General features: G+C 60.8%; 18 protein-coding genes. 8 read left to right on the top strand and 10 right to left on the bottom strand.

Features of this window, described 5'->3' with window-relative positions:
- Window positions 1–92 precede the first annotated feature (92 nt).
- From AB5Y68_RS05390 to AB5Y68_RS05365, 6 genes are all read left to right on the top strand, one after another.
- Window positions 93–686: an MliC family protein gene (locus tag AB5Y68_RS05390; protein WP_039040194.1), complete on the top strand. Its 594-nt coding sequence runs from the start codon at window positions 93–95 to the stop codon at window positions 684–686.
- Window positions 687–932: 246 nt separating this feature from the next.
- Entirely contained in the window at window positions 933–1,124 is a 192-nt protein-coding gene (locus AB5Y68_RS05385; protein ID WP_152610188.1) for a hypothetical protein, read from the top strand.
- Between the two features lie 116 nt (window positions 1,125–1,240).
- Window positions 1,241–1,813, top strand: coding sequence for a hypothetical protein (locus tag AB5Y68_RS05380; RefSeq protein WP_080770005.1), 573 nt, complete (start codon window positions 1,241–1,243; stop codon window positions 1,811–1,813).
- On the top strand, window positions 1,803–2,720 hold the full coding sequence (locus tag AB5Y68_RS05375; protein WP_152610189.1) for a hypothetical protein: 918 nt from the start codon (window positions 1,803–1,805) through the stop codon (window positions 2,718–2,720). The genes AB5Y68_RS05380 and AB5Y68_RS05375 overlap by 11 nt, the downstream gene beginning before the upstream one ends.
- A gap of 514 nt (window positions 2,721–3,234) precedes the next feature.
- A complete protein-coding gene (locus AB5Y68_RS05370; RefSeq protein ID WP_039040195.1) occupies window positions 3,235–3,666 on the top strand; it encodes a MerR family transcriptional regulator in 432 nt (143 codons plus the stop codon).
- 54 nt (window positions 3,667–3,720) lie between these two features.
- On the top strand, window positions 3,721–4,326 hold the full coding sequence (locus tag AB5Y68_RS05365) for an NAD(P)H-dependent oxidoreductase (protein ID WP_039040196.1): 606 nt from the start codon (window positions 3,721–3,723) through the stop codon (window positions 4,324–4,326).
- A gap of 71 nt (window positions 4,327–4,397) precedes the next feature.
- Here AB5Y68_RS05365 and putP read toward each other — a convergent pair whose 3' ends face one another.
- The 8 genes from putP to AB5Y68_RS05325 all read right to left on the bottom strand — a co-directional run bounded on the left by putP (window position 4,398) and on the right by AB5Y68_RS05325 (window position 13,291).
- Window positions 4,398–5,906, bottom strand: coding sequence for a sodium/proline symporter PutP (putP, locus tag AB5Y68_RS05360; RefSeq protein WP_039040197.1), 1,509 nt, complete (start codon window positions 5,904–5,906; stop codon window positions 4,398–4,400).
- A 273-nt stretch (window positions 5,907–6,179) separates the two neighbouring features.
- On the bottom strand, window positions 6,180–7,106 hold the full coding sequence (locus AB5Y68_RS05355) for a L,D-transpeptidase family protein (protein WP_010675523.1): 927 nt from the start codon (window positions 7,104–7,106) through the stop codon (window positions 6,180–6,182).
- A gap of 185 nt (window positions 7,107–7,291) precedes the next feature.
- Window positions 7,292–8,533: a mechanosensitive ion channel family protein gene (locus AB5Y68_RS05350; protein WP_010675524.1), complete on the bottom strand. Its 1,242-nt coding sequence runs from the start codon at window positions 8,531–8,533 to the stop codon at window positions 7,292–7,294.
- Window positions 8,534–8,664: 131 nt separating this feature from the next.
- On the bottom strand, window positions 8,665–9,864 hold the full coding sequence (locus AB5Y68_RS05345; RefSeq protein ID WP_010675525.1) for an acetate kinase: 1,200 nt from the start codon (window positions 9,862–9,864) through the stop codon (window positions 8,665–8,667).
- Window positions 9,865–10,082: 218 nt separating this feature from the next.
- Window positions 10,083–10,553 (bottom strand): YhcH/YjgK/YiaL family protein, encoded by a 471-nt coding sequence (locus tag AB5Y68_RS05340; protein WP_039040198.1) that lies wholly within the window; start codon window positions 10,551–10,553, stop codon window positions 10,083–10,085.
- 310 nt (window positions 10,554–10,863) lie between these two features.
- The gene (locus AB5Y68_RS05335) at window positions 10,864–11,970 is read right to left on the bottom strand and encodes a 1-acyl-sn-glycerol-3-phosphate acyltransferase (protein ID WP_010675527.1); all 1,107 of its coding nucleotides are present in this window, start codon (window positions 11,968–11,970) and stop codon (window positions 10,864–10,866) included.
- A 174-nt stretch (window positions 11,971–12,144) separates the two neighbouring features.
- Window positions 12,145–12,699 (bottom strand): GNAT family N-acetyltransferase, encoded by a 555-nt coding sequence (locus AB5Y68_RS05330; RefSeq protein WP_039040199.1) that lies wholly within the window; start codon window positions 12,697–12,699, stop codon window positions 12,145–12,147.
- 37 nt (window positions 12,700–12,736) lie between these two features.
- Window positions 12,737–13,291 carry a GNAT family N-acetyltransferase gene (locus AB5Y68_RS05325; RefSeq protein ID WP_039040200.1) on the bottom strand — a complete coding sequence of 185 codons (555 nt, stop codon included), beginning with the start codon at window positions 13,289–13,291 and terminating at the stop codon, window positions 12,737–12,739.
- A 351-nt stretch (window positions 13,292–13,642) separates the two neighbouring features.
- Here AB5Y68_RS05325 and AB5Y68_RS05320 point away from each other — a divergent pair, with 351 nt between their 5' ends.
- The gene (locus tag AB5Y68_RS05320) at window positions 13,643–15,415 is read left to right on the top strand and encodes a M4 family metallopeptidase (RefSeq protein WP_368206944.1); all 1,773 of its coding nucleotides are present in this window, start codon (window positions 13,643–13,645) and stop codon (window positions 15,413–15,415) included.
- A gap of 57 nt (window positions 15,416–15,472) precedes the next feature.
- Here AB5Y68_RS05320 and AB5Y68_RS05315 read toward each other — a convergent pair whose 3' ends face one another.
- Complete coding sequence (locus AB5Y68_RS05315; protein WP_029314793.1) at window positions 15,473–16,372, bottom strand: LysR family transcriptional regulator; 900 nt, start codon at window positions 16,370–16,372, stop codon at window positions 15,473–15,475.
- Between the two features lie 202 nt (window positions 16,373–16,574).
- On the opposite strand from AB5Y68_RS05315, the gene mdtH reads away from it, so the two are divergent.
- Window positions 16,575–17,768, top strand: coding sequence for a multidrug efflux MFS transporter MdtH (gene mdtH / locus AB5Y68_RS05310; protein ID WP_029314794.1), 1,194 nt, complete (start codon window positions 16,575–16,577; stop codon window positions 17,766–17,768).
- A gap of 167 nt (window positions 17,769–17,935) precedes the next feature.
- Here mdtH and AB5Y68_RS05305 read toward each other — a convergent pair whose 3' ends face one another.
- Complete coding sequence (locus tag AB5Y68_RS05305; protein WP_368206942.1) at window positions 17,936–23,074, bottom strand: VCBS domain-containing protein; 5,139 nt, start codon at window positions 23,072–23,074, stop codon at window positions 17,936–17,938.
- Window positions 23,075–23,098: the final 24 nt, after the last annotated feature.

Below are 23,098 nucleotides of genomic sequence, written 5' to 3'. Positions count from 1 at the left end.
CGCCACCCAAAAACACGGGGTGCTCCTGCCTACTTCGGGTGTAAAGTGTGCTCTGGTCACGGGGCATCATGCCCCCTGTTGGAGCCCTGTCGATGAACAAGATCTTGCTTGGAACCCTGCTGTTTTCCCCTCTGCTGGCCGCGGCGGCCACCCCGTCCTTCGAATGCGCCAAGGCGAAAGGCGCCGCCGAAACCCTCATTTGCAAGGATGCCGGACTGGCTGCGCTGGATAACGAGCTGTCAGCCCTCTATCCCAAGGCGATTGCCGGGTTCTCCCCCGAGCAGCAGAAGAGCGAGCGCGCCATCCAGCGCGGCTGGATCAAGGGGCGCAACGACTGCTGGAAGGCGGGCGACCTGCGCCAATGCGTGGAAGAGAGCTACCAGTTGCGGATCACCGAGTTGCAGATAAAAGGGGGCCAGCTGAGGGTGCCGATGCCGGTCGATTACCAGTGCGGCAAGAGCGTCACCCTCTCCACCTACTTCTACAACGAGGCCAAGCGGCCCGCCGCCATGATCAATTTGAGCGAGGGGAACAACCAGCAGCAGGTGCTCGCCTATGAGACCCCCAGCGCCAGCGGCGCCCGGTACGAGGGGCAAAACCTCACCCTCTGGACCAAGGGGAGCGACGCCATGCTGGAGCGCTACGGTCAGCCCACCCTTAACTGCAGCGAGATCCCGGGCAACTGATCCCCCGCCCGGCCAGAGGCCGGGCAACCACTCCCGTACAGGCAGCAAGAGGGTCACCAGTTGGTGGCCACTCGCCCCCCTTTTACCTATCCCCAGCCCTCTCTCGCCAATCCAGCCCGGACGCCAGGCTTTCGGGCTGGCCTCCATTTGTTGATCTTGCCCGGCAATTCGCCATTTCCTCCTTCCCCTTCGCTCGCGGGCCGTTAATATAGCCAATTGGCAACACACGCCTCGTCGGAGTCTCCCATGAGCCATGCCAACCACGCCCCTTTGGTCAATCGCAGCAAGCTGGAAGCTGAAATCCAGTGCGGTAGCTATCCCGGCATTTGCCATGCCTATGTCACACGACTTTTCTATGCAATCGAAAAAGTTGTGCAAAAGAAGAGGGCAAGCGAATATCGTCCACTGCAGAGGCAAGAAAGTAAACCATTTATTTAAAATATCATTTACAATTCCCTTAATTAAGGTGAAGTAGGGTTAGATAGAAGGCAATATTAGAGTATTAGTACCATCCTCCATCTAATCACTGTTATAAATTTTAAAGGAGACGGGATTTGATTCCAAACTTTGAAGAGTCAGGAGTGCTTCCTCCTTTCATTGGAGCTTGTCCAACCAAACCAGCAAATCAAGCTCCTTACAAAGTTTCTTTGGAGGCTTTTGTCGAGCACTTTGCAACAAGTAATGAAAGAATTGAGATTTTAATTGGATTTCTTAAGTACCGCTATGATTTGAGATGCTTAGGTATTAAAAATGGTTTTCAATGGCTTGATGGTAGCTTTGTTGAGAATGTTGAAAAAACCAGAGGAAGAGCACCCAATGATATTGATTTAGTAACATTCGCTCATAGACCTGTAGGTTTTACTCTTGATGATTGGAAAAATTTTGTACAAGCCAATATAGGTTTGTTTTCTCCTGAAATGGCGAAAGCATCATATAAATGTGATGCATATTTTGTAGACTTAGATTTGCCCACTAAGGCTATTGTTTCCCATACAAAATACTGGTTTGGTTTGTTTTCTCATCAAAGAGAAACAAGTTTGTGGAAAGGAATGCTTGAAGTAGATCTTTCCTATAATGAAACAGAGATTCTTAATAAGCTGATAAACGGAGGTTACAATGCCTCGTAAATTGAAACTGAATAGTTTGACGTCTGATCAGCATGCAGTACAGCAGTTGATCTCTGAAGCCATTGAGTATGGAGATATCGTCGGGGAGTTACAGTATCGTGAAAAGTTAGAGAAACTTGATAGAGAAATTTCCTTGCTAAAAAATGCCAATGAAACTAATGCCAGTGTCGCCCTATTTTTTGGTGGCGAACCAGTATTAGGATCTCAAGGAATACTTGCTAGCTTTGCGGGCAATGTTTTAGAAAACTTCCAAGAATTAATAAATAAAGCTTTTGCAAGTAAAGAAAATGGTAGCCTAGGTGAGCGGGGTAAGATCCCGTTAAAAGCCAATTCGAACCTTATGGTTACACAAGTAGCCAAAGGCTCATTTGGATTTATTCTTGATGAAGTTTCAGACCAATTAGAAATTACAGAAACTGCTCTTAAGCATACTGTTGATTATGTTTTAGATTTAATTAACGCATCAGCTCAGCCAGACGATGAAACTTTTGAAAAACTGATTGAATCACTTGATAAGCGAGTATTACAGTCGCTAAAAGATTTTTTCATTACCCTTGATAAAGCCCATTCAACAATGCGTTTAGTTGGTGATAATCAAGAATATTCCCTTGATTCCAACTGGATTCATCGAGCAAGACAAAGAACAGAGGCAACAGAAATTGATGAAGATGAAGAACTGGTGGAGCTGAAAGTTTTAGGTTTGCTTCCGGAGCACTGTAAGTTTGAGGCTGTAACAAGAGAAGGAAACATTATCTATGGTTCAACAACTAGGCTAGCCGCGGAACAGTTTAGATCAGAGTTAATCGGTAAGCAGGTTAGAGTTAACTTGTTGACAAAATCAATAAAACCATTGCGCCGTCCAGAGCGAACCGTTTATAAGTTATTAGAGTTTGTAGATGAAAATTAATAACAAAGGTCTCAAGAGGGACTGTCTTCGCGTGGCATTGTCCGTTCCTTAGGCAGGTGTTAGCAACTAGCCATCAAAAAGTGCTCAAGTGTCAGCCCGTAGATGTGATTAGAGAAGCGCATTCATACCATCGCATATAAACCAGCCACGACATCAACAAGGATCGGGAACTTGGGGAGCCCTTTTCGGCCCCTGATGGCCCTGTCTGGCGTTCCATAGCCACGATAATCTCAATTTATGGGTTTTCCGAGAATGGCCCATATTTGCTTATAGTGGCTATCACCTGTCCACTGACGTCCGTTTTGGCCCCACCAGGGGTCAAAGCGGCCATTTCCCGCCCCGGTCTGACGGGTGGGCGACCCGAGGGCAAGGCCCTCGCATTCTATGGGACAAAGCCACATCCAGAGCGCTGCTGCGCAATGCACTGCGCCGACAGCTCCCCCCTGGGGATGCATTTCCCCCTGCCACTGGCCTATAGTGAGCCCCTACTCGAACAACCTTTGCGAGCAGCACCATGTATATCGGCGAGTTTGCCCGGCTGGCGGGCACCACCCCAAAGGCGGTCCGTCTCTACGAGCAGCTCGGGCTGCTGCCCGAGCCCAGGCGGCGCGGCAAGTATCGCGTCTACCGGGCCGAGGATCTGGAGTGGGTCGGTTTTATCCGCGAGGCCCAGCGGCTTGGCTGCAAGCTCGGGGAGCTGGTTCCCCTGCTCGCGGGCGTCACCAGCCTCGATCACTTCCCCTGGCAGAAGGTGGAGCAGCTTATCGCAGCCAAGCTGGCGCAGATCGAAGCGGAGGTCGCCAGGCTGCAACGCCAGCATCAGGGCTTGAGCCAGTGCGCCACGCTGCTGGCGCAGCACCCCTGCCGCTATGGCGCCCCGGCGCGGCAATCCCCCGACGGGCGGGACCATCCCGCCGCCGCGGATCGGGCGCACAAGGTGGCTTGACTCTGTCCCATGGGGCAAGGGGTGTAATGGGGGCTCACTTCAAGGAGCCATACCATGACCCCCAACCTGCTTGTTCTCAACGGCAACCCCAAACCCGACAGCCTCTGCCACGCCCTCGCCCGGGAGTATGCCCGCAGCGCCGAGCAAGGGGGCGCGCGCGTCACCCTGCATCACGTGGGGGAGCTCGCCTTCGCGCCGGATCTGCACCATGGCTATGACGAGGTGCAGCCCCTCGAACCGGATCTGCAGGCGGTGCAGCAGAGCCTGATGGAGGCCCACCATCTGGTGATCGTCGCCCCCGTCTGGTGGGGCCACCTGCCAGCCCGGCTCAAGGGGCTGCTGGATCGCACCCTGCTGCCGGGTTTCGCCTTTCGCTACCAGCCGGGGAAGGCGTACCCGGAGCAGTTGCTCGCCGACAAAACGGCGCGCCTGCTGCTCACCATGGACAGCCCCCCCTGGTATTACCGCTGGTGGCAGGGTGCCCCCCTGGAGCGCACCCTGGACAAGCCGGTGCTGGGGTTGTGCGGTATCCGGCTGACCCACCGCCAGCATCTGGGGCCCGTCCACACCTCGGATGAGGGGGCCCGCCAGCGCTGGCTCCGCCAGGCCGGGGCCGCCGCCCGCCAGGATGTGCAGCGGCTGGGCAGGCGCCCCGCCTAATCCCTGCCATGGGCATGTTTTACCCATTAAAAAGCCCCGCAATTGCGGGGCTTTTGTCGTCGAGGCGGGGGTTATTTTGCCGCGATGGCGTCTGCCATGGGGCTCTGGAACTCCTGCTCGGCTTCTGCGAAGCGATCCTGCATGGCCTTGGAGGGGGCCTTGTCCAACAGGCTGAACAGCACGATAGCCAGGGTAGCAAACAGGAAGCCCGGGATGATTTCGTACAGACCCAGCCAGCCGAACTGCTTCCAGATGATGACGGTCAGGGCACCGGTCAGCATGCCCGCCAGGGCGCCGTTGCGGGTCATGCGGGACCAGAGCACGGAGAGCAGCACCACGGGACCGAAGGCGGCACCGAAGCCGGCCCAGGCGTAGCTTACCAGCCCCAGCACCCGGTTCTCCGGGTTCACCGCCACGGCGATGGCGATGAGGGATATGAGCAGCACCATGGCGCGGCCGACCCACACCAGCTCTTTCTGGGAGGCGTTCTTGCGCAGGAAGGGCTTGTAGAGATCCTCGGTGATGGCGCTGGAGCAGACCAGCAGCTGGCAACTGAGGGTACTCATGACCGCCGCCAGGATGGCGGAGAGCAGCACGCCGGCAATCCAGGGGTTGAACAGGATCTTGGAGAGCTCGATGAAGACGCGCTCCGGGTTGGTGGTCACGCCGCCCGCCTGCTCGGTGAAGGTGGAGAAGTAGGAGAGGCCGAAGAAACCGATGGCCACGGCGCCGCCCAGGCACAGCACCATCCAGGTCATGCTGATGCGACGGGCGCTGGCCATGGTGTGGTGGGAGTCCGCCGCCATGAAGCGCGCCAGGATGTGGGGCTGGCCGAAGTAGCCCAGGCCCCAGGCCATCAGGGAGATGATGGCGATGAAGTCCAGGTTCTTGAACATGTCGAGGTTGCTGGCGTTCTGCGCCGCCACCTGCACCATGGCGGTGTCGATGCCGCCCACGGCGATGATGACGAACACCGGGGTGAGGATGAGGGCGAAGATCATCAGGGTGGCCTGCACGGTATCGGTCCAGCTCACCGCGAGGAAGCCGCCGAAGAAGGTGTAGGTGATGGTGGCTGCGGCGCCGACCCAGAGGGCGGTGTCATAGCTCATGCCGAAGGTGCTCTCGAACAGGCGGGCACCGGCCACCACGCCGGAGGCGCAGTAGATGGTGAAGAACAGCAGGATCACCAGAGCGGAGAGGATGCGCAGCACCCGGCTCTTGTCTTCGAAGCGGTAGGTGAAGTAGTCCGGCAGGGTCAGGGCGTTGCGGTTCTTCTCGGTGTGAACCCGCAGCCGACCGGCCACCCAGCGCCAGTTGAAGTAGGCGCCGATGACGAGGCCGATGGCGATCCAGCTCTCGGAGATGCCGCCGATGAAGACGGCGCCGGGCAGGCCCATCAGGAGCCAGCCACTCATGTCGGAGGCGCCGGCGGAGAGGGCGGTCACCCAGCTCCCCATGCGGCGGCCGCCGAGAATGTAGTCGTCAAAGTTCTGGGTGGCGCGATAGGCGATAAAGCCGATCAATACCATCCCGAGGATGTACACCAGAAAGGTGATGAGCATGGGGGTGCTAGCTGTCATTCAAAACTCCGTTATGTGACGTCTGTGTTCGTTCTTGCGACGAACTCTTCCTTAAAAAACCGGCCTAGAGTAATCAGCAGATCGCTGGACCACAACCACTTTTAACAAATAAAAAACACACGGAAAACGTTTAACACCTAACCAAGCAACCACTCAATTGCAATAAGGCCGGATTTTATCCCGACCTGCCAAGGGTTTACCCTGATGATCCCCTCACCCGCGCCATAAAAAAGCCCCGACAGTGGCCGGGGCTCGGGATACCGACGGGCGGGATCAGCGGTTGATGGCGATGGGCATACCGCTGCGCTGCTCCAGGGCCTGCTTGACCAGCTGGGAGTCGCTGTCCGCGTGGGCGATGAAGCGGGTCACGGCGGTGGACATGGGCAGCGGGGCCGGCAGGCTGGAGTTGAACTCCTCCTGGTTGCGGGAGAGGGGCTGGTGCACTTCCAGGTAGCGGCGGCCATCCGGCTCGACAGAGGCCTTGATGGGCTGGTTCACGAACTGGACGCGGGTACCGACCGGGACCTGCTTGAACAGGTACTCGATGTCGTCGTTGCGCAGACGCACGCAGCCGTGGCTCACCCGCAGGCCGATGCCGAACTGGGCGTTGGTGCCGTGGATGGCGTACATCTTGCCGATGTAGAGCGCGAACAGCCCCATGGGGTTGTCCGGACCGGCCGGCCAGACCGCAGGCAGGGTCTCGCCACGGGCGGCGTACTCGGCGTGCATCTTCGCGGTCGGGGTCCAGGTCGGGCCCGCCTTCTTGCGCTGCACGCTGGTCACCCAGTCTTCCGGGGTGTCGGTGCCGAGCTGGCCGATGCCAATCGGCAGCACTTCCACCACCTTCTTGCCTTTGGGGTAGTAGTAGAGGCGCATCTCGGCGACGTTCAGCACGATGCCTTCACGGGGGGCATCCGGCAGGATCAGCTGATGCGGCACGACCAGCTTCTCGCCCGCCTGCAGCAGCAGGGGGTCTGCCTTGGGGTTGGCTTCCAGCATGTTGGTCAAGCCGAGCTGGAATCTGGCCGCTGCCGCTTCCAGGGGTTGGCCCGCCTCTTCCGGGGACACCACGTAGTCCAGGTTCTCCCCCACCAGGCGGCTGTTGGCTGCGGGCAGGGCATATTCGATGGCGAGGGCGGGCATGGCGGCCAGGATCAGGGAGCAGCACAGTGCGGCCGCCGTGTTGTGGAGGAGCTTCATAACTTTCCTGTGATAAAGGGGGTGGTTCAGCACTCTGGCCAGCGCGGAGGCGACGGGCGCGCCCGGGGCGAAGAGAAGGCCGCCATTTTTCTCCTCTGCCATGCAAATTTCAACCGCCACGTGCTGACGGGTCGGTGATTAAATACGGTGCCGCGCTGCGCCGCGGCACCTTGTCATAAGCGGGATCAGCCGTTTTTCCAACTGTGCATGTCATAACCGGTTGGCGACTGATGCAAACGCAGATGGAATTGCTCAATTATCGCAAAAATGTGGTCGAAAATATCAGCCTGTATCCCTTCATACTCGGCCCAGGCGGTGGTCGCCGTGAAACAGTAGATCTCCAGCGGCAGGCCGTCCGTGGTCGGTGCCAACTGGCGCACCATCAGGGTCATGTCCTTGCGAATGCCCGCATGAGCCCGCAGGTAGGCGTCCAGATAGGCGCGCAGGGTGCCGAGGTTGGTGAGGTGGCGACCATTGATGGGGCAGCTGATGGCATCGCTGAGCTGCTGGTTGTAGCTGCTGAGCTCCTGCTCCTTGCGGCTGAGATAGGGTGCCAGCAACCTGGCCTGCTTGAGCTGCAACTGCTCCTGCGAGGTGAGGAAGCGCACGCTGGTCATGTCGATGTTGACGCTGCGCTTGATGCGGCGCCCGCCGGATTCGGTCATCCCCTGCCAGTTCTTGAAGGAGTCGGAGATGAGGGCATAGGTAGGGATGGTGGTGATGGTCTTGTCCCAGTTCGACACCTTGACCGTGGTGAGGCCGATGTCGGTCACCTCGCCGTCCGCCCCGTACTTGTCCATCTGCAGCCAGTCACCGACGCTCAGCATGCGGTTGGCGGAGAGCTGGATACCCGCCACCAGGCCGAGGATGGGGTCCTTGAACACCAGCATCAGGACCGCGGTCATGGCCCCCAGGCCGCTGAACAGGAAGAGCGGCGACTTGCCGAGCAGCAGGGCGATCATCAGGATGCCCACCAGGATGCTGGCCACCAGTTTCACCCCCTGGAAGATGCCGCGCAGGGGCAGATCCCGCCCAAGCCGGGTATGGCGGCTCAGGGAGAGCAGGCAGTCGAGCAGAGCGAACAGGGCCAGCAGCAGGAACAGCAGGATCCAGAGCTGGGCCAGCAACTCGATAAGCGCCAGGCTCTCGGACGCTTTGGGCAGCCAGATCTCCGCCTGACCGAGCAGTACGGCGCCCTGGAACACGAAGGCGAGCCGGTAGAAGAGGCGTTGCTGCAACTGGGGCGGCAGCCACATCTGCTTGGTCTTGCCAAGCAGCCCCACCAGGCGCACCAGCAGGATGCGGTGCAGCACCAGGTGCAGCACCATGGCGGTCAGCACGATGAACCCCAGGGCGATCACCAGGGCCATCATGGGGGTCACATCGACCCCCAGGCCTGACAACCAGTTGAAAAACATCTCTTTCATCGTTACCTCCGCAATATCACACAGCGGTCAGGGTACGCATCTGGTCCCCCATGTCAAATGACAGGCCGATCACTATTGCCGAAACGACAACGCCCGGCAGGGGCCGGGCGTTGTCATCACCAGAGGGTGCCTTAGCCGACCAGGCTCAGGGCATCACGGGCGATCACCAGCTCTTCGTTGGTGGGCATCACCAGGGCCAGACGGCTGCCTTCGACGGTGATGGGGCCTTCACCGCCCAGCACGGCTGCGTTGTTGGCCTCCTTGTCGATCTTGAAGCCGAGCAGGGCCAGTCGGGCCAGCACCATCTCGCGCACCATGGCGGCGTTCTCGCCGATGCCACCGGTGAACACCAGGGCGTCCAGGCGACCATCCATGGCGGCAGCATAGGCACCGACGTACTTGGCAACGCGATAGGTGAAGACATCCAGTGCACGCTTGGCACCGGCGTCGGTGGCGTAGTTGCCGGTGACGTAGCGGCAGTCGCTGCTCTCCTCGGTCATGCCCAGCAGGCCGGATTCGCGGGTCAGCACCTGGTTGATCTTGTCCACGCTGTAACCCAGGTTGTCGTGCATGAAGAAGACGATGGCAGGGTCGATGTCACCGGAGCGGGTGCCCATCGCCAGCCCTTCCAGCGGGGTCAGCCCCATGGAGGTGTCGACGGACTCGCCGTTCTTGATGGCGCAGACGGAGGCACCGTTACCCAGGTGGCAATTGATGATGTTGAGCTCATGGAGCGGTTTGCCCAGCGCCTTGGCGGTCTCTTCGGCGATGAAGCGGTGGGAGGTGCCGTGGGCGCCGTAACGACGGATGCCGTTCTCGCGATAGAGCTTGTAGGGCAGCGCGTAGAGGTAGGCTTCCTCTGGCAGGGTCTGGTGGAAGGCGGTGTCGAACACGGCCACGTTCTTGTCGGCCAGGGCCGGGAACACCTTGAGGGCGGCACGGATGCCGATGAGGTGCGCCGGGTTGTGCAGGGGGGCAAACGGAATGGCGGCTTCGATGCCGGCGATCACGCCGTCATCGATGCGCACGGAGCGGGAGAACTGCTCGCCGCCGTGCACGATGCGATGGCCGATGGCGACCAGCTGATCGGCCAGGGCGGGATCCTGGGGCAGGATGTGGCCCACGATGTGGTCGAGGGCTTCCTGGTGCGCGGCACCGGCGCCCAGCATGGCGTCGCCCTTGACCCCGTGGAGTTTCCATTTGATACGTGCGTCATCCAGATTGAAGCATTCGGCCAGGCCGGACAGCATGTCCTCGCCCGTTTCAGCGTCCATTACGGCAAATTTCAGGGAAGAGCTACCGCAGTTAAGGATCAATACCAACTTGCTCATGTTCTACATCTTCCTGTGCTTCGGCTTTACGCCGACAGTGTCGTGTCATCCAGCGATGGATGGGATTCCCCTGCCGGGGGCTTATGGTCGCAGGAGGGTGCGTCCAATTTTTCAAATCGTTGGGCGCAGACCGTTCGTCTGGCGCGCGCGTCGAATCAGCGATTCGCAACGGGCCTCTGTTGGCCCAATCACTCGGGACTCCAGGCCCCGGTTGCCACTCAGGCGCCGGTCAGCAGCGACTGGTGAACCTTGACGACCAGCTTCTTGACCGAACCTGGGGTCGTCAGGGTACAGAGGGGGCGATGCAGTTCTCCCGGCCAGAAGATGGCGAAGTCGCCGGGCTGCAACGCCAGATAACTGGTCTGCTCGTCATCGACGAACCAGAGATCGGGGTGAGGATGGTCGGCACCGTCCCGGCTGTAGGCGTGAGGGCCCACGCCGATCCACTCCTCGCCGCGCAGCAGCAGCTGGATGTCCAGATACTGCTCATGAAACTCGCCCCGGCGATCCGCCACCGGCTCTGTCAGATCCTCGCTCACCAGGCAGAACAGCGTGAGGCCGTCGACCTCCTGCTTGCCGAGGGGAGCGTGCAACCAGCGTTCGACGCTTTGCACCACCTCGGCCACGATACGGTTCAGGGGGGCGGGCAAGGGGGTGCGTTGCAAGGTATCCAGACTGCCGGTGATCATGAGGTTCGCATCCTTAGGTATATCTGTGGTCTATCTTTGTGCACCAATGAAAAAGGACCATTGAAGGTCCTTTTATCGTCTCGTCTGCCATCCGTGCAGACGGGGGCGCTGTCGCTTCCAAGCCGATGGCGCCGAGTCACTGTTGCATACTCGTCCGCCCCTGCCAAGAGATACTCGCCCATTTACCTGATGATCGTACCAGTTGAAACAATATTATTCACTACCCAATCTCCCCCGACTTTGACCAGACGCAAAAACGGGAGCATCTGCTCCCGTTTTTTTTCCATCACCCGCTCAAAAGCGGTGCCATTCAAACCTTTCCGGCGTTTTCCACCGGCTTGGCGTACATGGCGCGCCAGATGGCCTTGTGCTCTTGTGGCACCTCGGACTGGCGAGTCAGGAAGGCGCTCTGCTCTATGGTGCTGGCCTTGCCGGGCACATCCGCCGCGAGGTAGTTGCCCGGGAAGAGGCGATAGCTGCTCCAGATCGCCTTGTCGATGAGCGCCGCCAGCTCGTCCGGATCGCTGAAGCCCTCGGTGATGGGGGCGCCGAAGGAGACGTGTACCCGCCCCTTCTGGCCGACGATGCCCGCGACGATACTCTCGATGTCCTCGAACTCGCCCTTCTCGTAGCTGCCGTTGACCGACTTCTCGTAGAGCTCGCGCGCCTTGGCCTTGTCGGTGGGATCCAGCTCGTAGCTGATGCTCACCGGCACGATGTTGAGGCTGCGCATGTAGTCGACGAACTCGATCTTCTGCTTCTTGCCGTCCACGTAGAACATCTTGAGGATGGCCGGATCCGTCTTGTCATCCCCGTCCTTGGCGCGCCCCTCCTTCTGGGCGATCCAGATGGAGTGCCCCTCGTGCACCGACTGGCCGATGTAGGCCGACAGCTCCCCGAGGGCCTTCATCATCTCCCGCGGTCCCTTGGCGGAGCGCTTGACGATGAAGCTCTTGTTGAGCTTCATCAGCTCGGTGGCGCAGGGCTTGCGCAGCAGGTTGTCGCCGATGGCGATGCGCACGGTATCGAAACCATGGGTGTGCAGCCCCCAGTTGACGAACGCCGGATCCATGGCGATGTCCCTGTGGTTGGAGACGAACAGGTAGCCCTGCTCCTTCTTGAGGTGTTCGAGCCCGGAGAAGCTCACTCCCTGGGTGGAGGTGGCGATCATCCGGGTCATGTAGCGGGTTACCCCCATCTGTACCTGATGGATGGTGCTGACCTTGGCCCACTTGTGGCGCAGGAACTGGCGGATCAGCGGGCGAATGGCCCAACCCAGCCAGCTCATCAGGGAACCGAAGCGGTATTTGGCGATGGCGCCGATAAACTCGTCATCCTGGATCAGCCGCTCGATGGCAGCCGGTACTTCTTCATCGCGATAGGGGCGAATGTCCGCGAATCTATCTACTTCTGTCACAATGTCTGCCTTGCATGTATGGAGTCGCGGCCTGCGTCTGCCGGCCGGGAAAATTCAGGGCGCAATTTTACACGCTTTTATCCCCAGGGGTATGAGAGGTGTACAGATAGTGCGATCTTGCAGTGAAAAAGCGATGGCGGTCACCCGCCAGCCCCCCTTTCGACAACGGCTCTGCTAGCCAGCGGGATTGATGAGCGCGGTGAGGACGTGGTCCTCCCAGCGGCCGTTGATCATCAGATAGTCCCGAGCGTAACCCTCCTGCTCGAACCCCAGCCGTTCGAGGAGCGCGCCGCTTCGCAGGTTCGCGGGCATGTAGCTGGCCATGATGCGATGCAGGCCCCGCTCCCGGAACAGGTGATCGATGCCAGCGGCCACCACCTCCTGCATCAGGCCCTGCCCCTCGTGCTCCTTGTCGATGGCATAGCCCAGGTGGCACGCCTTGAACATGCCCATCACAATGTTCGTGAAATTGCAGGTGGCGAGCACCCGCTCCCCCCTGGGATCGAGCGCCACCAGTTGCACGGCACTGCCCTCGAAATAGTGGCCGTAACCGTCGCGCAAGCGGGTCTGCCAGTGGGCCAGGGTGTAGAAGCTCTCCTCCCGCCTGGGCTCCCAGGGGGCCAGGTGGGCGCGATTGCGCAGATAGAAATCCACCATCAGGCAGGCCCGCTCCGGGGTCAGCACGGTCAGCCGGGTACGGGGGGTGGCAATGTGGGGCAGCGTCGTCATCTCGCCCTCAGGAGGTTGGAAGCGGACAGAAGGGTCATCAGAGATCCCTCAGCCTCAGCCACTCGTCCCGCAGCAGGCCGTAGTGCACATGATCCACCACCCTGTCCGCCAGCCGCTCCGCCCGCCGGGTGACTCCCTCCTGGGTCATTCCCAGCCGCTCGCACACGGCTCGGCTCGCCTCGTTCTCGAGGGCGGCGCTGATCTCCACCTTCTCCATCCCCATCTCCTCGAAGGCGTGATGGATCAGGGCCTGGCAGGCCCGGGTGATGATGCCGTGCCCCTGCCAGCGCTCCGCCAGCCAGTAGCCGATGGTCACCTTGCCGAGCTCGTGATCGATCTGGTTGTAACCGATGACGCCGACCACCTCCCCCTGATACTCGATGGCCGTGGTCAGCCCCTCCCCCCGGGCAAACTTCTCGATGGCGTGGCGAATGAAGGTGGCGCTGTCGGCGGGCTGCTGGATGTGGGGCACCCAGGGCAGCCACTGGGAGAGGTAGTCGCGGTTGCGCTGGCAGAGGCGAAACAGCTCGCTGGCCATGTCGGGTTGCAGGAACAGGAGCGCCAGCTCGTCATCCAGTTGCCATGAAAACATCGCCACTCCTCCCCGGTTCCGCTCCGGCCATCTGCCGGCATGGGAGCCAATGTAGTCAATCAATCCCTTGTTTGCCAAGGACTTTTCAACCGACTTCCCCGCTGGCAACCCCCATATGGCGATCCCCATGCGGGCACCTTGCCCCCCAGGTCATCAATCACCCCTCACAGCGGTTCAACATGCTGCCATTACCAGCATTTATGGATGATTGACGCTGTAAAAGTGAATCGTGCTACCTGTTTTCGCTGCCCTGTGACAAATGACAGGCCGTTATTTTTCCCCTTCCCACTAGTGTAAGAGCGCCGGGCAACGGACCCGGCGTGTAATCTTCATCGACTAAGGAAAGACGAGATGAACAAAGTCTATTTGGCCGTCATGCTGGCCTGCTGGGGAAGCGCCGCCATGGCGGCAGAACAGGTGGAAGTGAACCAGGTCTCCGACCTGACCGGTGCGGTGAGCGGCGCCGCCAAGATTGGCGCCCTTGGCGCCGGGGATGGCGAGTTTCGCAAGGTGCGAGCGGTGACGCTGCCCAATGGCCAGCAGCGGATACGCTATGAGCAGACCTGGCAGGGGATTCCAGTGTGGGGCCAGGTCCTGGTGGCCGATCAGGCGCTGGGGGGCCAGGTCAATCAGGTGTCCGGCACCATGCTGCGCAAGATCGATGCCGACCTGACGGGCCCGGCCGTTGCCCTCTCCGCCAGCGACGCCGCACGCCAGGCTCGCAGCGGTGCCAAGGGGAGCAACGAACAGGTCAAGCTGTTCGTGATGCAGGATGAGACCGGCCAGGCCAGACTGGTCTATCTGGTCTCCTGGCTCGCCGCCAGCAAGGAACCGAGCCGCCCCTTCGTGATGATCGACGCCCAGACCGGCAGCGAGCTCAAACGCTGGGAGGGGATCAACCACAAGGACGCCACCGGCCCGGGGGGCAACGTCAAGACCGGCAAGTATTTCTACGGCGCCGACTTTGGCCCCCTCCAGGTGGATGACAACTGCCGCATGACGGGGACCAATGTGGACACCCTCAACATGAATCACGGCACCACGGGGGGCACCATCCACCAGTTCACCTGCCCGGAGAACACGGTCAAGGAGATCAACGGTGCCTACTCCCCTCTCAACGATGCCCACTACTTCGGCAACGTGGTGTTCGACATGTACCGCAACTGGTACAACACGGCGCCGCTCAGCTTCAAGCTCAAGATGCGGGTGCACTACAGCCGCAACTACGAGAACGCCTTCTGGGACGGCAGCCAGATGACCTTCGGCGACGGGGCCACCACCTTCTATCCGCTGGTGAGCCTGGATGTGGCGGCCCACGAGGTGAGCCATGGCTTCACCGAGCAGAACTCAGGACTGGTCTACTCCGGTCAGTCCGGCGGCATCAACGAGGCCTTCTCCGACATGGCGGGGGAAGCGGCCGAATACTACATGAAGGGCAGCAACGACTGGCTGGTAGGGGCCCAGATCTTCAAGGGCAACGGCTCCTTGCGCTACTTCGAGGACCCGGCCCGGGACGGCAAGTCCATCGGCCACGCCAGCGATTACTATGACGGCATCGACGTGCACCACAGCTCCGGGGTCTACAACCGCGCCTTCTACCTGCTGGCCAACATCAGCGGCTGGCAAACCCGCAAGGCGTTCGAGGTGTTCGTGCTGGCCAACCGCCTCTACTGGGGCCCCAACACCACCTTCGATCAGGGGGCGTGCGGGGTAACCAAGGCCGCCACGGATCTCGGCTACAGCGTGATCGACGTGGCAGCCGCCTTCACCGCCGTCGGGGTCAATGCCACCTGTGGCGGCACCACGCCCCAACCGGGCAGCGTGCTGCAAAACGGGGTACCGGTGAGCAATCTCACCGCCGCCAAGGGGGGCAAGCTGAACTTCACCGTCGAGGTGCCCGCCGGCAGAAGCCAGCTGGTGGTGACCAGCAGCGGCGGCAGCGGGGATGCGGATCTCTACGTGAAGTTCGGCAGCGCGCCGACCGCCAGCAGCTATGACTGCCGCCCCTACAAGAGCGGCAATGCCGAAACCTGTACCCTGAACGCCCCCAAGGCGGGGACCTGGCACGTGCAGCTGAGCGGGTTCAGCGCCTTCTCCGGCGTCACCCTCAAGGCCAGTTACTGAGTCTGAGCGGGCATCAAGGGGAATAAGCGAAGAGCGCCGGCCTGGTCCGGCGCTTTTTTATGTCCGCTTGCCCGACCAGCGCCGGGCAAGGGTACGGGCCGCCTCCAGCACCCGCTCCTTGGCGGGATTGGGGCGCTTGCCGCTGCGCCAGGCCATCATCACGTCCCAGTGATCCGGTGGCAGATCCACCACGTCCAGCTTCACCAGGCGACCGAACTCCAGATCCCGGGTGATGGCGAGCGCCGGCATCAGGGTGATGAAGCCGTGCTCCAGCGCCAGCTCACGCGCCGCACTTGCTGGCTGGATGGCGTGCAGCGGGCTCGCCACCTGGCGCAGCAGACGCAACTGCAGGATCAGCTCGTCGCAGCCCGTCCCCCACTGCTGGGGCGCCAGCCGCTCGTTGGCAATGTCCTGCAGGGTCAGCCCCTGCCGCCCGGCCAGCGGGTGGGTGGCGCAGGCCACGGCGATGATCGGAGAACGGTAAAGCAGTTCGAGCTGGATGCCCGCGATGGCAGGGCACTTGAGAATGAAGCCCACGTCGGTCTCGCCGGTCAGCAACTCCTGCATGATGATGCCAGAGTGATCCGTGTTGCAGCGGATCTCGAAGGTCTCGTCCACCAGGGCCAGCAGCAGGGGGCCGAACACCGCCGTGGTCAGGGAGGGGAGGCAGGAGAGCCGGATCCGCGGCAATGCAGGCGCCCCCTGCATCGCCAGCCGCCCCCCTTCCAGTGCGCTCAGGGCCGCAGTCGCGGCAGGCAGAAACTGCTCGCAGGCCGGGGTCGGGGTGGCCCCCCGACGATGGCGACGGAACAGGGACTGACCCAGCTCCTGCTCCAGCACGGCAATGCGCTGGCTCACCATGGGTTGTGACCAGCCGCGAATGGCGGCCACCTTGCTGAAGCTGCCACGGTTGGCCACATCCAGCAGCAGTTGCAAATCGTCGAGGGTCATAGCCATAACCAAATCCAATATGAAATATAGCCAGTTGTCGGCTACCACTATATCTGGAGCCCCACCAGAATAGCAGCATCAATCGTCATGAACCGGCTGAACGCCACCGAGCCAGGGAGTTGTCATCCCCCTTGGCTCTGTTTGGTGACGGCGCCGTTCGGGCAAGAAAGACAACAATATCAGCGAAGCAAACAGAGGTATCAGGGTCATGGTGGATCGGGCGAGGCGGTTGGGGCGGTGGTTCTTGGCATTGGATTCCCTGCTGGTGATCCTGGGCTTCTTCGTGGTGATGCCCATGATCAGCCTGCGCTTCGTCGACCAACTGGGCTGGGCCGCCGGTGTGGTCGGACTGGCACTGGGGCTGCGTCAGCTTACCCAGCAAGGGCTGGGGGTCTTTGGCGGCTCCCTCGCCGACAAGTTCGGGGCGCGCCCCCTCATCGTCTGCGGCATGCTGCTGCGGGCGCTGGGGTTTGCCAGCCTGGCCTATGCCCAGAGCGGATTGGAACTGATCCTCTCCTGCATCATCTCGGGGCTGGGTGGCTGCCTGTTCGATCCCCCCCGCGCCGCCCTGGTGATCAAGTTCACCCGGCCACGGGAGCGGGGTCGCTACATCTCCCTGCTGATGATGCTGGAGAGCGCCGGCGCCGTGGTGGGAGCCCTGCTCGGCAGCTGGCTGCTCAACTTCGATTTTGAATATGTCTGCCTGCTGGGTGCCGGCCTGTTCGTCTGCGCCGCCCTGTGCAACCTGCTGATCCTGCCCCCCTACAAGCTTTCGGTGCGCCCGACGCCGATCCGGGACGGCCTCGGCCAGGTGCTGGCGGACAAGGCCTTCTGCCGACTGGTGCTGATCTTAAGCGGCTACTACGCGCTCTGGGTGCAGGTCATGCTGATCTTCCCCATTCTGGTCAAACAGATGGCGGGCAGCACCACGGCGGTGGGCTGGATGTATACCCTGGAGACGGCCATCTCCCTGGCCCTGCTCTACCCCCTTGCCCGGTTCGGCGAGCGCCACTTCAAGCTGGAGAACCGCCTGATGGCGGGGGTGCTGCTGATGACCACGGGGATCGGGCTGGTGGCCTTTGCCACCACCTTGCCCGCCGTCTTCCTGCTGCTCGCCTGCTTCTATCTCGGCATCGTCATCGCCGAGCCGGCGCGGGAAACCCTGATGACCAAGCTGGCACAACCGGGGGCGCGGGGCAGCTACATGGGCTTCAGCAGACTGGGGCTGGCGCTCGGGGGCATGACGGGTTACGTGGGGGGCGGTGCCCTGCACGACTACGCCATGGCCCAGGGGCAACCCTGGTTGCCCTGGCTGGTGCTCGGCACCGTCGGTGTCACCACCTTGCTGCTGCTGGCCAACTGCTTCCAGCGCGGCTCCCGCCTGGCAGGGGTCAACGCCTGATCCTCTGGCAATCATCCCGTCTACCCCGGGCACCCTTCTCTTGAAGGGCGCCCTTTTTTACCTTCTCCTTGCATTGCCCTCCCCCTCGTCTGCGCCCATCCGCCCGAAAATCCCCCATAAAAAAAGCGGCAGATTGCTCTGCCGCTTTTGTCCAGCCCGCTTGGCTGTTACTTGTTGATATCCAACATGTTGTTTTGCAACATGAAATCGATCACCTGGTTGGCCGTCGTCCCTGAACCGCCCGTCAGGGTGTCGAAGGTGTGGTTCATCAACACTATCTCCTGGGTCACCGGCGCCGCACTGCTCTCCTTGACCTGCAGATGCACCCCTTCGCTGTCCTGGAACACCGAGAGCAGGCTCTTCAGGGAGCTCTCGCTCTTGCTGCCATCGCTGTCGAGCAAGTCGCTCAGATCCAGTTTGTCCCCTTCCGACTTGCTGAAATCGACGATGTAGTCCTTGGCCACCTTACCAGCCTCGGTATCCCCTTTCAGCCAGGTGAAGGTATCGGCACCTGCATCCCCCATGAGGATGTCGTTGCCGGCCCCCCCGATCAGGATGTCGTTGCCCAGCCCGCCGCTCAATATGTCGTTGCCGGTACCGCCATAGAGGGTGTCGTTGCCACTGCCGCCATAGAGGCGATCGTTGCCGCTCTCCCCATAGAGGGTGTCGTTGCCGCTACCACCGAACAGGGTGTCGTTGCCGGCACCGCCGTACAGGAAGTCATCACCCCCCTGACCGAACAGGATGTCATTGCCATCACCGCCGAGGAGGGTGTCACCCTTGTCATTGGCCGACGACTGATCGAACTCGCTGGCGTGATCCGTGATGTAGGCGTGCACCTGGGCATCGGTCACCGACCCTGCCCCCAGCTTGCCGCTCACATACTGCTTGATGGCCGCATACCCTTCCCCGCTGATGCCGGTGAAGCGTACCGCGTCGCCAAACAGGATGTCGTCGCCGGCACCGCCATCCAGCCTGTCAACGCCGGGCAGGTTGCTGACCGGCGTCCCCAGGATGGCATTGGCCAGATCGGAGGCATTGACCCCTGTCTTGATAACACCATCAGAGTCGTAGGACTTGAGATCGTTATAGGAGATATTCGCTCCCAGTCCGATCGCCTCGACGGTCACTCCTTTTGCGGTCAACAGCTGGTAACCCAACAAGGCGTCGGCCCGAACCTCATCGGTGCTGTTTCGCCCATCCCCGCCCAGCAGCTGGATCTGGTTCTGGCCGTTGCTGCCCTTGACGATAACTCCCACCGTGGTCCTCGACCAACCACCCCATACTTGAGTCCACTTGATCACTTCCCCTTTACTGTTGACCACTTCGAGACCGCTATAGGCCACGGTATTGCCGAGCACATAATTGTTGAGGTTCAAAGAAGTAGCGCTGAGATAGTCGTCATTGGCAAAAGCCCTGTCGATGATCTTCACATCACTGAGCCTAGTGGTGGTGCCGAGATCATAGAAGGTCGGCTCGCCATCGGTGATGAAGTAGGCCAGGTTCTTCGCATCCACATTGCTTGTCGCCGTGCTTGCGGCAAACCAGTCCGCCGCCTTGCTGAATGCGGCCTCATAGTTGGTGCCACCGTCGGCGGACATCCCCTTGAGGGCATCAAGCAAGGTCTTTAATGCCCCGCTATCGGTCAGATTGACGCTGACACTGCCATGGGTCGTGGTATCGAAATCCACAAGGAAGATATTGACGGTACCCGCATTGTCAGTGCCCGCACTGGTCTTGAGGCTGGTAAAGACCTTCTCCAGTTGTGTGCGGATCGTCTCTATTGCGTCGTCACCGATACTACCGGAACTATCAACGATGAAGGCAATGTTGTAGTTCTGACCCGGCAGCACAACGCTGCCATCCAGATCCCCCACAACGATATTGTGCTCACTGCCATAGGTCTGGTCCTGGTTGCCCGGCTCCCCTTCGGTGGCATTGAAGTAGCTCAGACGGATACTGTCTTCGTCGCTGGCGGTGTTTGACGACTCCGAATACAACTCGCGTGTGATCGCCTCCACCTTGAGATCCACCCGACCGGCGCTGCTGCCCGGCACTCGCAGCGTCAGTCCGCTCAACTTCACATCCAGCGCGATCTCACTCCACAGACCGCTGTTGACGGTGAGAGTAAGCTTGCCATCAACCCCGACGGTGCCCAGCAACTGGCTGCCCTTGTAGAGCTCGGAGCCTTTGGGCATCCCGCTTAGTACCAGGCTGTCGAGCACTTCGCTGCCATCCCGATCGCTCAGGGAGGCGCTCACCTCCAGCGGGTAGTCGACCACCACCGGCTGCACCAGGGTCAGCACGCCCGTATCCTGATTGATCTGGTAGACACCGTCGGCGAACTGGACATACTCCACGTCGTGCAGCGCCTTGGTGATGCCGACCCCCTTCTCCGTGACGGAGAAGTTGAACCAGCGATCATTGATCGAGTATCCGCTGCCCTTCGTGATGGCGTAGTCGGCACGGTTGCCGGACAGTACAGCGATATCTTTATCACCAGCACCGCCATAGAGAGTATCGCCACCCAACCCAGCGACCAGAATGTCGTTTCCAACGCCGCCGTCGAGGGTATCGCCCGACACTGAGTTGCCACCGACCAGCACGTCATTGCCGTTGCCACCGACGAAGTGGTCTCCGCCCCCCTTCTGGCTCACGATGTAGTCGTTGCCATCACCACCCACCACGGTTTCCTTACTAGAAGTGCTATCGGTCAGAGTGTTGGTGATCCCGAGGGCCCCCTTGTCGAAGCTGCCGGACTGGAACTGGCCCGTGGTGATCCCCGCGCTCGGGAAACTCAGGTTGTAAAGGGGAATACCGTTGCCCACCAGACTCAGGTTGACGGTCGGCTTGTCGGCCACCGCCGCCACGTCGATCACCAGCTTGCTGCCGTTGCTGAGGTTGGCACCGTCGCTTATCTGATAGCCGATGCTGGCATAATCGCCCTTCATGTTGCCGACCACGGCGCCGTTGCCGTTGGCGGCATGGGTGCTCGATTCGTTCAGACCTGGCACGAAGCGCAGATGGCCTGCGTTCACCTCGGTATAGGAGATGAGGGATCCGGTTTGCACCGCAACCCACTGCCCAGCCGCATTGAGGTATTCGAGGGTACCGTTCAGCGGCAGGGTGTTGATCTGCACCCCGAGATCGGTCGCGTCCTGATCGTCGCTGGCACCGAACTGGGCCCAGGTCAGGACCTGGGGCTGATCTTCGGCACCGGCGCTGTGGCCGCCGGCCGCCGTCGGCGCCCGATCGTTGTCCACTATGGTACCGGTCCCGCTCTGACCACCGATGGTCACCGAGAGGGTCTCGTTCGTCTCGACCAGACGATCGTTCACCGTCGGGATGGTCACCGTGAAGTCTGTCACGCCCGCCGGTACCGTGATCTTGCCGGTGGTGCTGTTGTAGGTCACGCCGTTGCTGAACTGGGCATTGCCCCAGTCCTGGTTGGAGGCGGGGTTGTTGCCCGATCCGCGAATGGCGAAATCGTATTCGGTCGCTTCCTGGGTCGCATCGGACAAGGTGACCTTGTGCAACAGGTTGCCCCCTTCAGTCACGCTCTCGCTGGAGACACCCTGAACCAGCGGCGTGAAGAGAGGCTTGGTGGCGAAGGAGCCAGTGCTGGCGTCACCGTCACCATCCACCACCCGGATCTGGAAGTCGATGTCACCATCACCCAGGGGTTTGGACATGCGCTGGTACTGGAAGAACTCCCACTTGCCGGTGGCCGGCGTGAACTCCAGCTTGAAGACGAGGTTGCCGCCCGCATCCTTCCCGAGCAGGGTATTGGCCCCGCTGGCGGTGATGGCGATGGCTGAGCCGGAAGCCGTCCGCAGACCATTCTCGAAGGTCGCCGGGTCCAGCACCAGCCCGATGGAGCCCTTGCCGTCCGCCCCCCACTGCGGGGTCACGGTGCCGGAACCATAGGCGATGGCCTGCGCCGTGTTGGCACCGAGGAACTCGATGCTCTGTACGGTGAAGTCGCTGTTGTCGGAGGTATTGGTGTTGCCGTTGTTGGTCGCCTTGATCACCATGGTATCGAAGCCACCCTGCTGCACCTGGAAGTTCTGGTTGAACTCCCCACCCGATGCGTTGGAGTTGAATACCAGGGTGCTGATCAGCACACCACCGCGATAGAACTCCACGACCCCGCTCTCCAGCTCGCCGCCAAACATCTTGCTGAACTTGATGTTGGCGCCGTAGGCAACCTTGCCCGCATCCAGCCTGACGATCAACTGCTCGGAGGCGGACGATCCGTCGGCAAAGTGACGGAAGTCAATCTCGTTGGCGAGGTTGTGGTAAGGCGCAGCACCGCTGGCCACCCCCAGCCCCGAGCTGGAGCCGTTGACATCCGCCGTTACCAGTGAGGAATCGGTTGCCGACTTGAAGCCCAGGGCGCTGATGGTAAAGCCCGCCATGTTCAGGGTGCTCTGGTTGCCACTGTACTTGGTCAGGTCGAAGAGCCCGGTCAGCACGTTCGGAATATCGGTCTTCACCACGGAAACGGCATCGCTGCTGCCGGCAATGGGGGAGTCGTCCTCGACGCTGACATCCAGCTTGCCCTTGGTGACGCCGCTGCCATCGGAGACCTCCACGTCCAGCTGGAACGACAACTTGTCTTCCGAGGTCGTATCCCCGTGGTCGAGGGGGCCCTTGAGGGTCACGTCATAGGTCCACTCTCCCTTGCCGCTGGCATTGGGTGCCGTCAGCTTGACCTCGACCACTGCCTTGTAATCGGCGCCGCCTATCACCCCCGTGTAGCCGACCAGCGTCTTGCTGCCCGCATCCCAGCTCCACTGGACCTTGGCCCCACCGGACGTCAGCCCGGCCGGTCCGTTCAGGCTGATGGTAAGCGTATCATGGCTGTCAACATCGCCGACCGTGATCTTGCCGCTGGCGGCCACTCTGTCGGTGGTATCGCTGCTGCCTGCCGTATCGGTAATGCCGCCAGCAAGCCCTTCTTCGGAGACCACGGCCCCCTTGTCGATACTCAGGGTAGGTGCATCGTCGGTGCCGTTGATGGTGATCGTCACCTGGTGGCTGCTGCCGTCCTTGCCGTACACGGTAAAGACTTCCACCTTGCTCTCGTCTTTGCCCAGGTACTGCACCTTGCTGTTGTCGACGCTGTAGCTCCAGGTACCGGCCTCGGTGATGGTCAGGCTGCCCAGCGCGCCCTGCGGTGCGCCCACCTTGGTGGTGTCAAATGCCGGCTTGTCGTTCTGGTCCGCGTCGCTGATGGTCAGATGACCACCCACGGTCAGCTGGACCCCCGCCTCTGCCGGGTTGGTGTCCACGTCCTCGGTCACCGCGCCAGCGTCCTTGTCCGTGCC

Source organism: Aeromonas sp. R6-1, assembly GCF_040908165.1.
GTDB lineage: Bacteria > Pseudomonadota > Gammaproteobacteria > Enterobacterales > Aeromonadaceae > Aeromonas > Aeromonas caviae.
Note: the sequence above shows the minus strand (reverse complement) of the source record. Positions and strands in the feature narration are given on the sequence as shown.

Bases quoted from the DNA above. Each gene is read 5' to 3' on its own strand.
- AB5Y68_RS05385 (WP_152610188.1), top strand. From the start codon at position 933: ATGAGCCATGCCAACCACGCCCCTTTGGTCAATCGCAGCAAGCTGGAA.
- putP (WP_039040197.1), bottom strand. From the start codon at position 5,906: ATGACAGCTAGCACCCCCATGCTCATCACCTTTCTGGTGTACATCCTC.
- AB5Y68_RS05365 (WP_039040196.1), top strand. From the start codon at position 3,721: ATGACCCCCAACCTGCTTGTTCTCAACGGCAACCCCAAACCCGACAGC.
- AB5Y68_RS05315 (WP_029314793.1), bottom strand. From the start codon at position 16,372: ATGGCTATGACCCTCGACGATTTGCAACTGCTGCTGGATGTGGCCAAC.
- AB5Y68_RS05320 (WP_368206944.1), top strand. From the start codon at position 13,643: ATGAACAAAGTCTATTTGGCCGTCATGCTGGCCTGCTGGGGAAGCGCC.
- AB5Y68_RS05355 (WP_010675523.1), bottom strand. From the start codon at position 7,106: ATGAAGCTCCTCCACAACACGGCGGCCGCACTGTGCTGCTCCCTGATC.
- AB5Y68_RS05330 (WP_039040199.1), bottom strand. From the start codon at position 12,699: ATGACGACGCTGCCCCACATTGCCACCCCCCGTACCCGGCTGACCGTG.
- AB5Y68_RS05370 (WP_039040195.1), top strand. From the start codon at position 3,235: ATGTATATCGGCGAGTTTGCCCGGCTGGCGGGCACCACCCCAAAGGCG.
- AB5Y68_RS05325 (WP_039040200.1), bottom strand. From the start codon at position 13,291: ATGTTTTCATGGCAACTGGATGACGAGCTGGCGCTCCTGTTCCTGCAA.
- mdtH (WP_029314794.1), top strand. From the start codon at position 16,575: ATGGTGGATCGGGCGAGGCGGTTGGGGCGGTGGTTCTTGGCATTGGAT.
- AB5Y68_RS05375 (WP_152610189.1), top strand. From the start codon at position 1,803: ATGCCTCGTAAATTGAAACTGAATAGTTTGACGTCTGATCAGCATGCA.
- AB5Y68_RS05350 (WP_010675524.1), bottom strand. From the start codon at position 8,533: ATGAAAGAGATGTTTTTCAACTGGTTGTCAGGCCTGGGGGTCGATGTG.
- AB5Y68_RS05345 (WP_010675525.1), bottom strand. From the start codon at position 9,864: ATGAGCAAGTTGGTATTGATCCTTAACTGCGGTAGCTCTTCCCTGAAA.
- AB5Y68_RS05340 (WP_039040198.1), bottom strand. From the start codon at position 10,553: ATGATCACCGGCAGTCTGGATACCTTGCAACGCACCCCCTTGCCCGCC.
- AB5Y68_RS05390 (WP_039040194.1), top strand. From the start codon at position 93: ATGAACAAGATCTTGCTTGGAACCCTGCTGTTTTCCCCTCTGCTGGCC.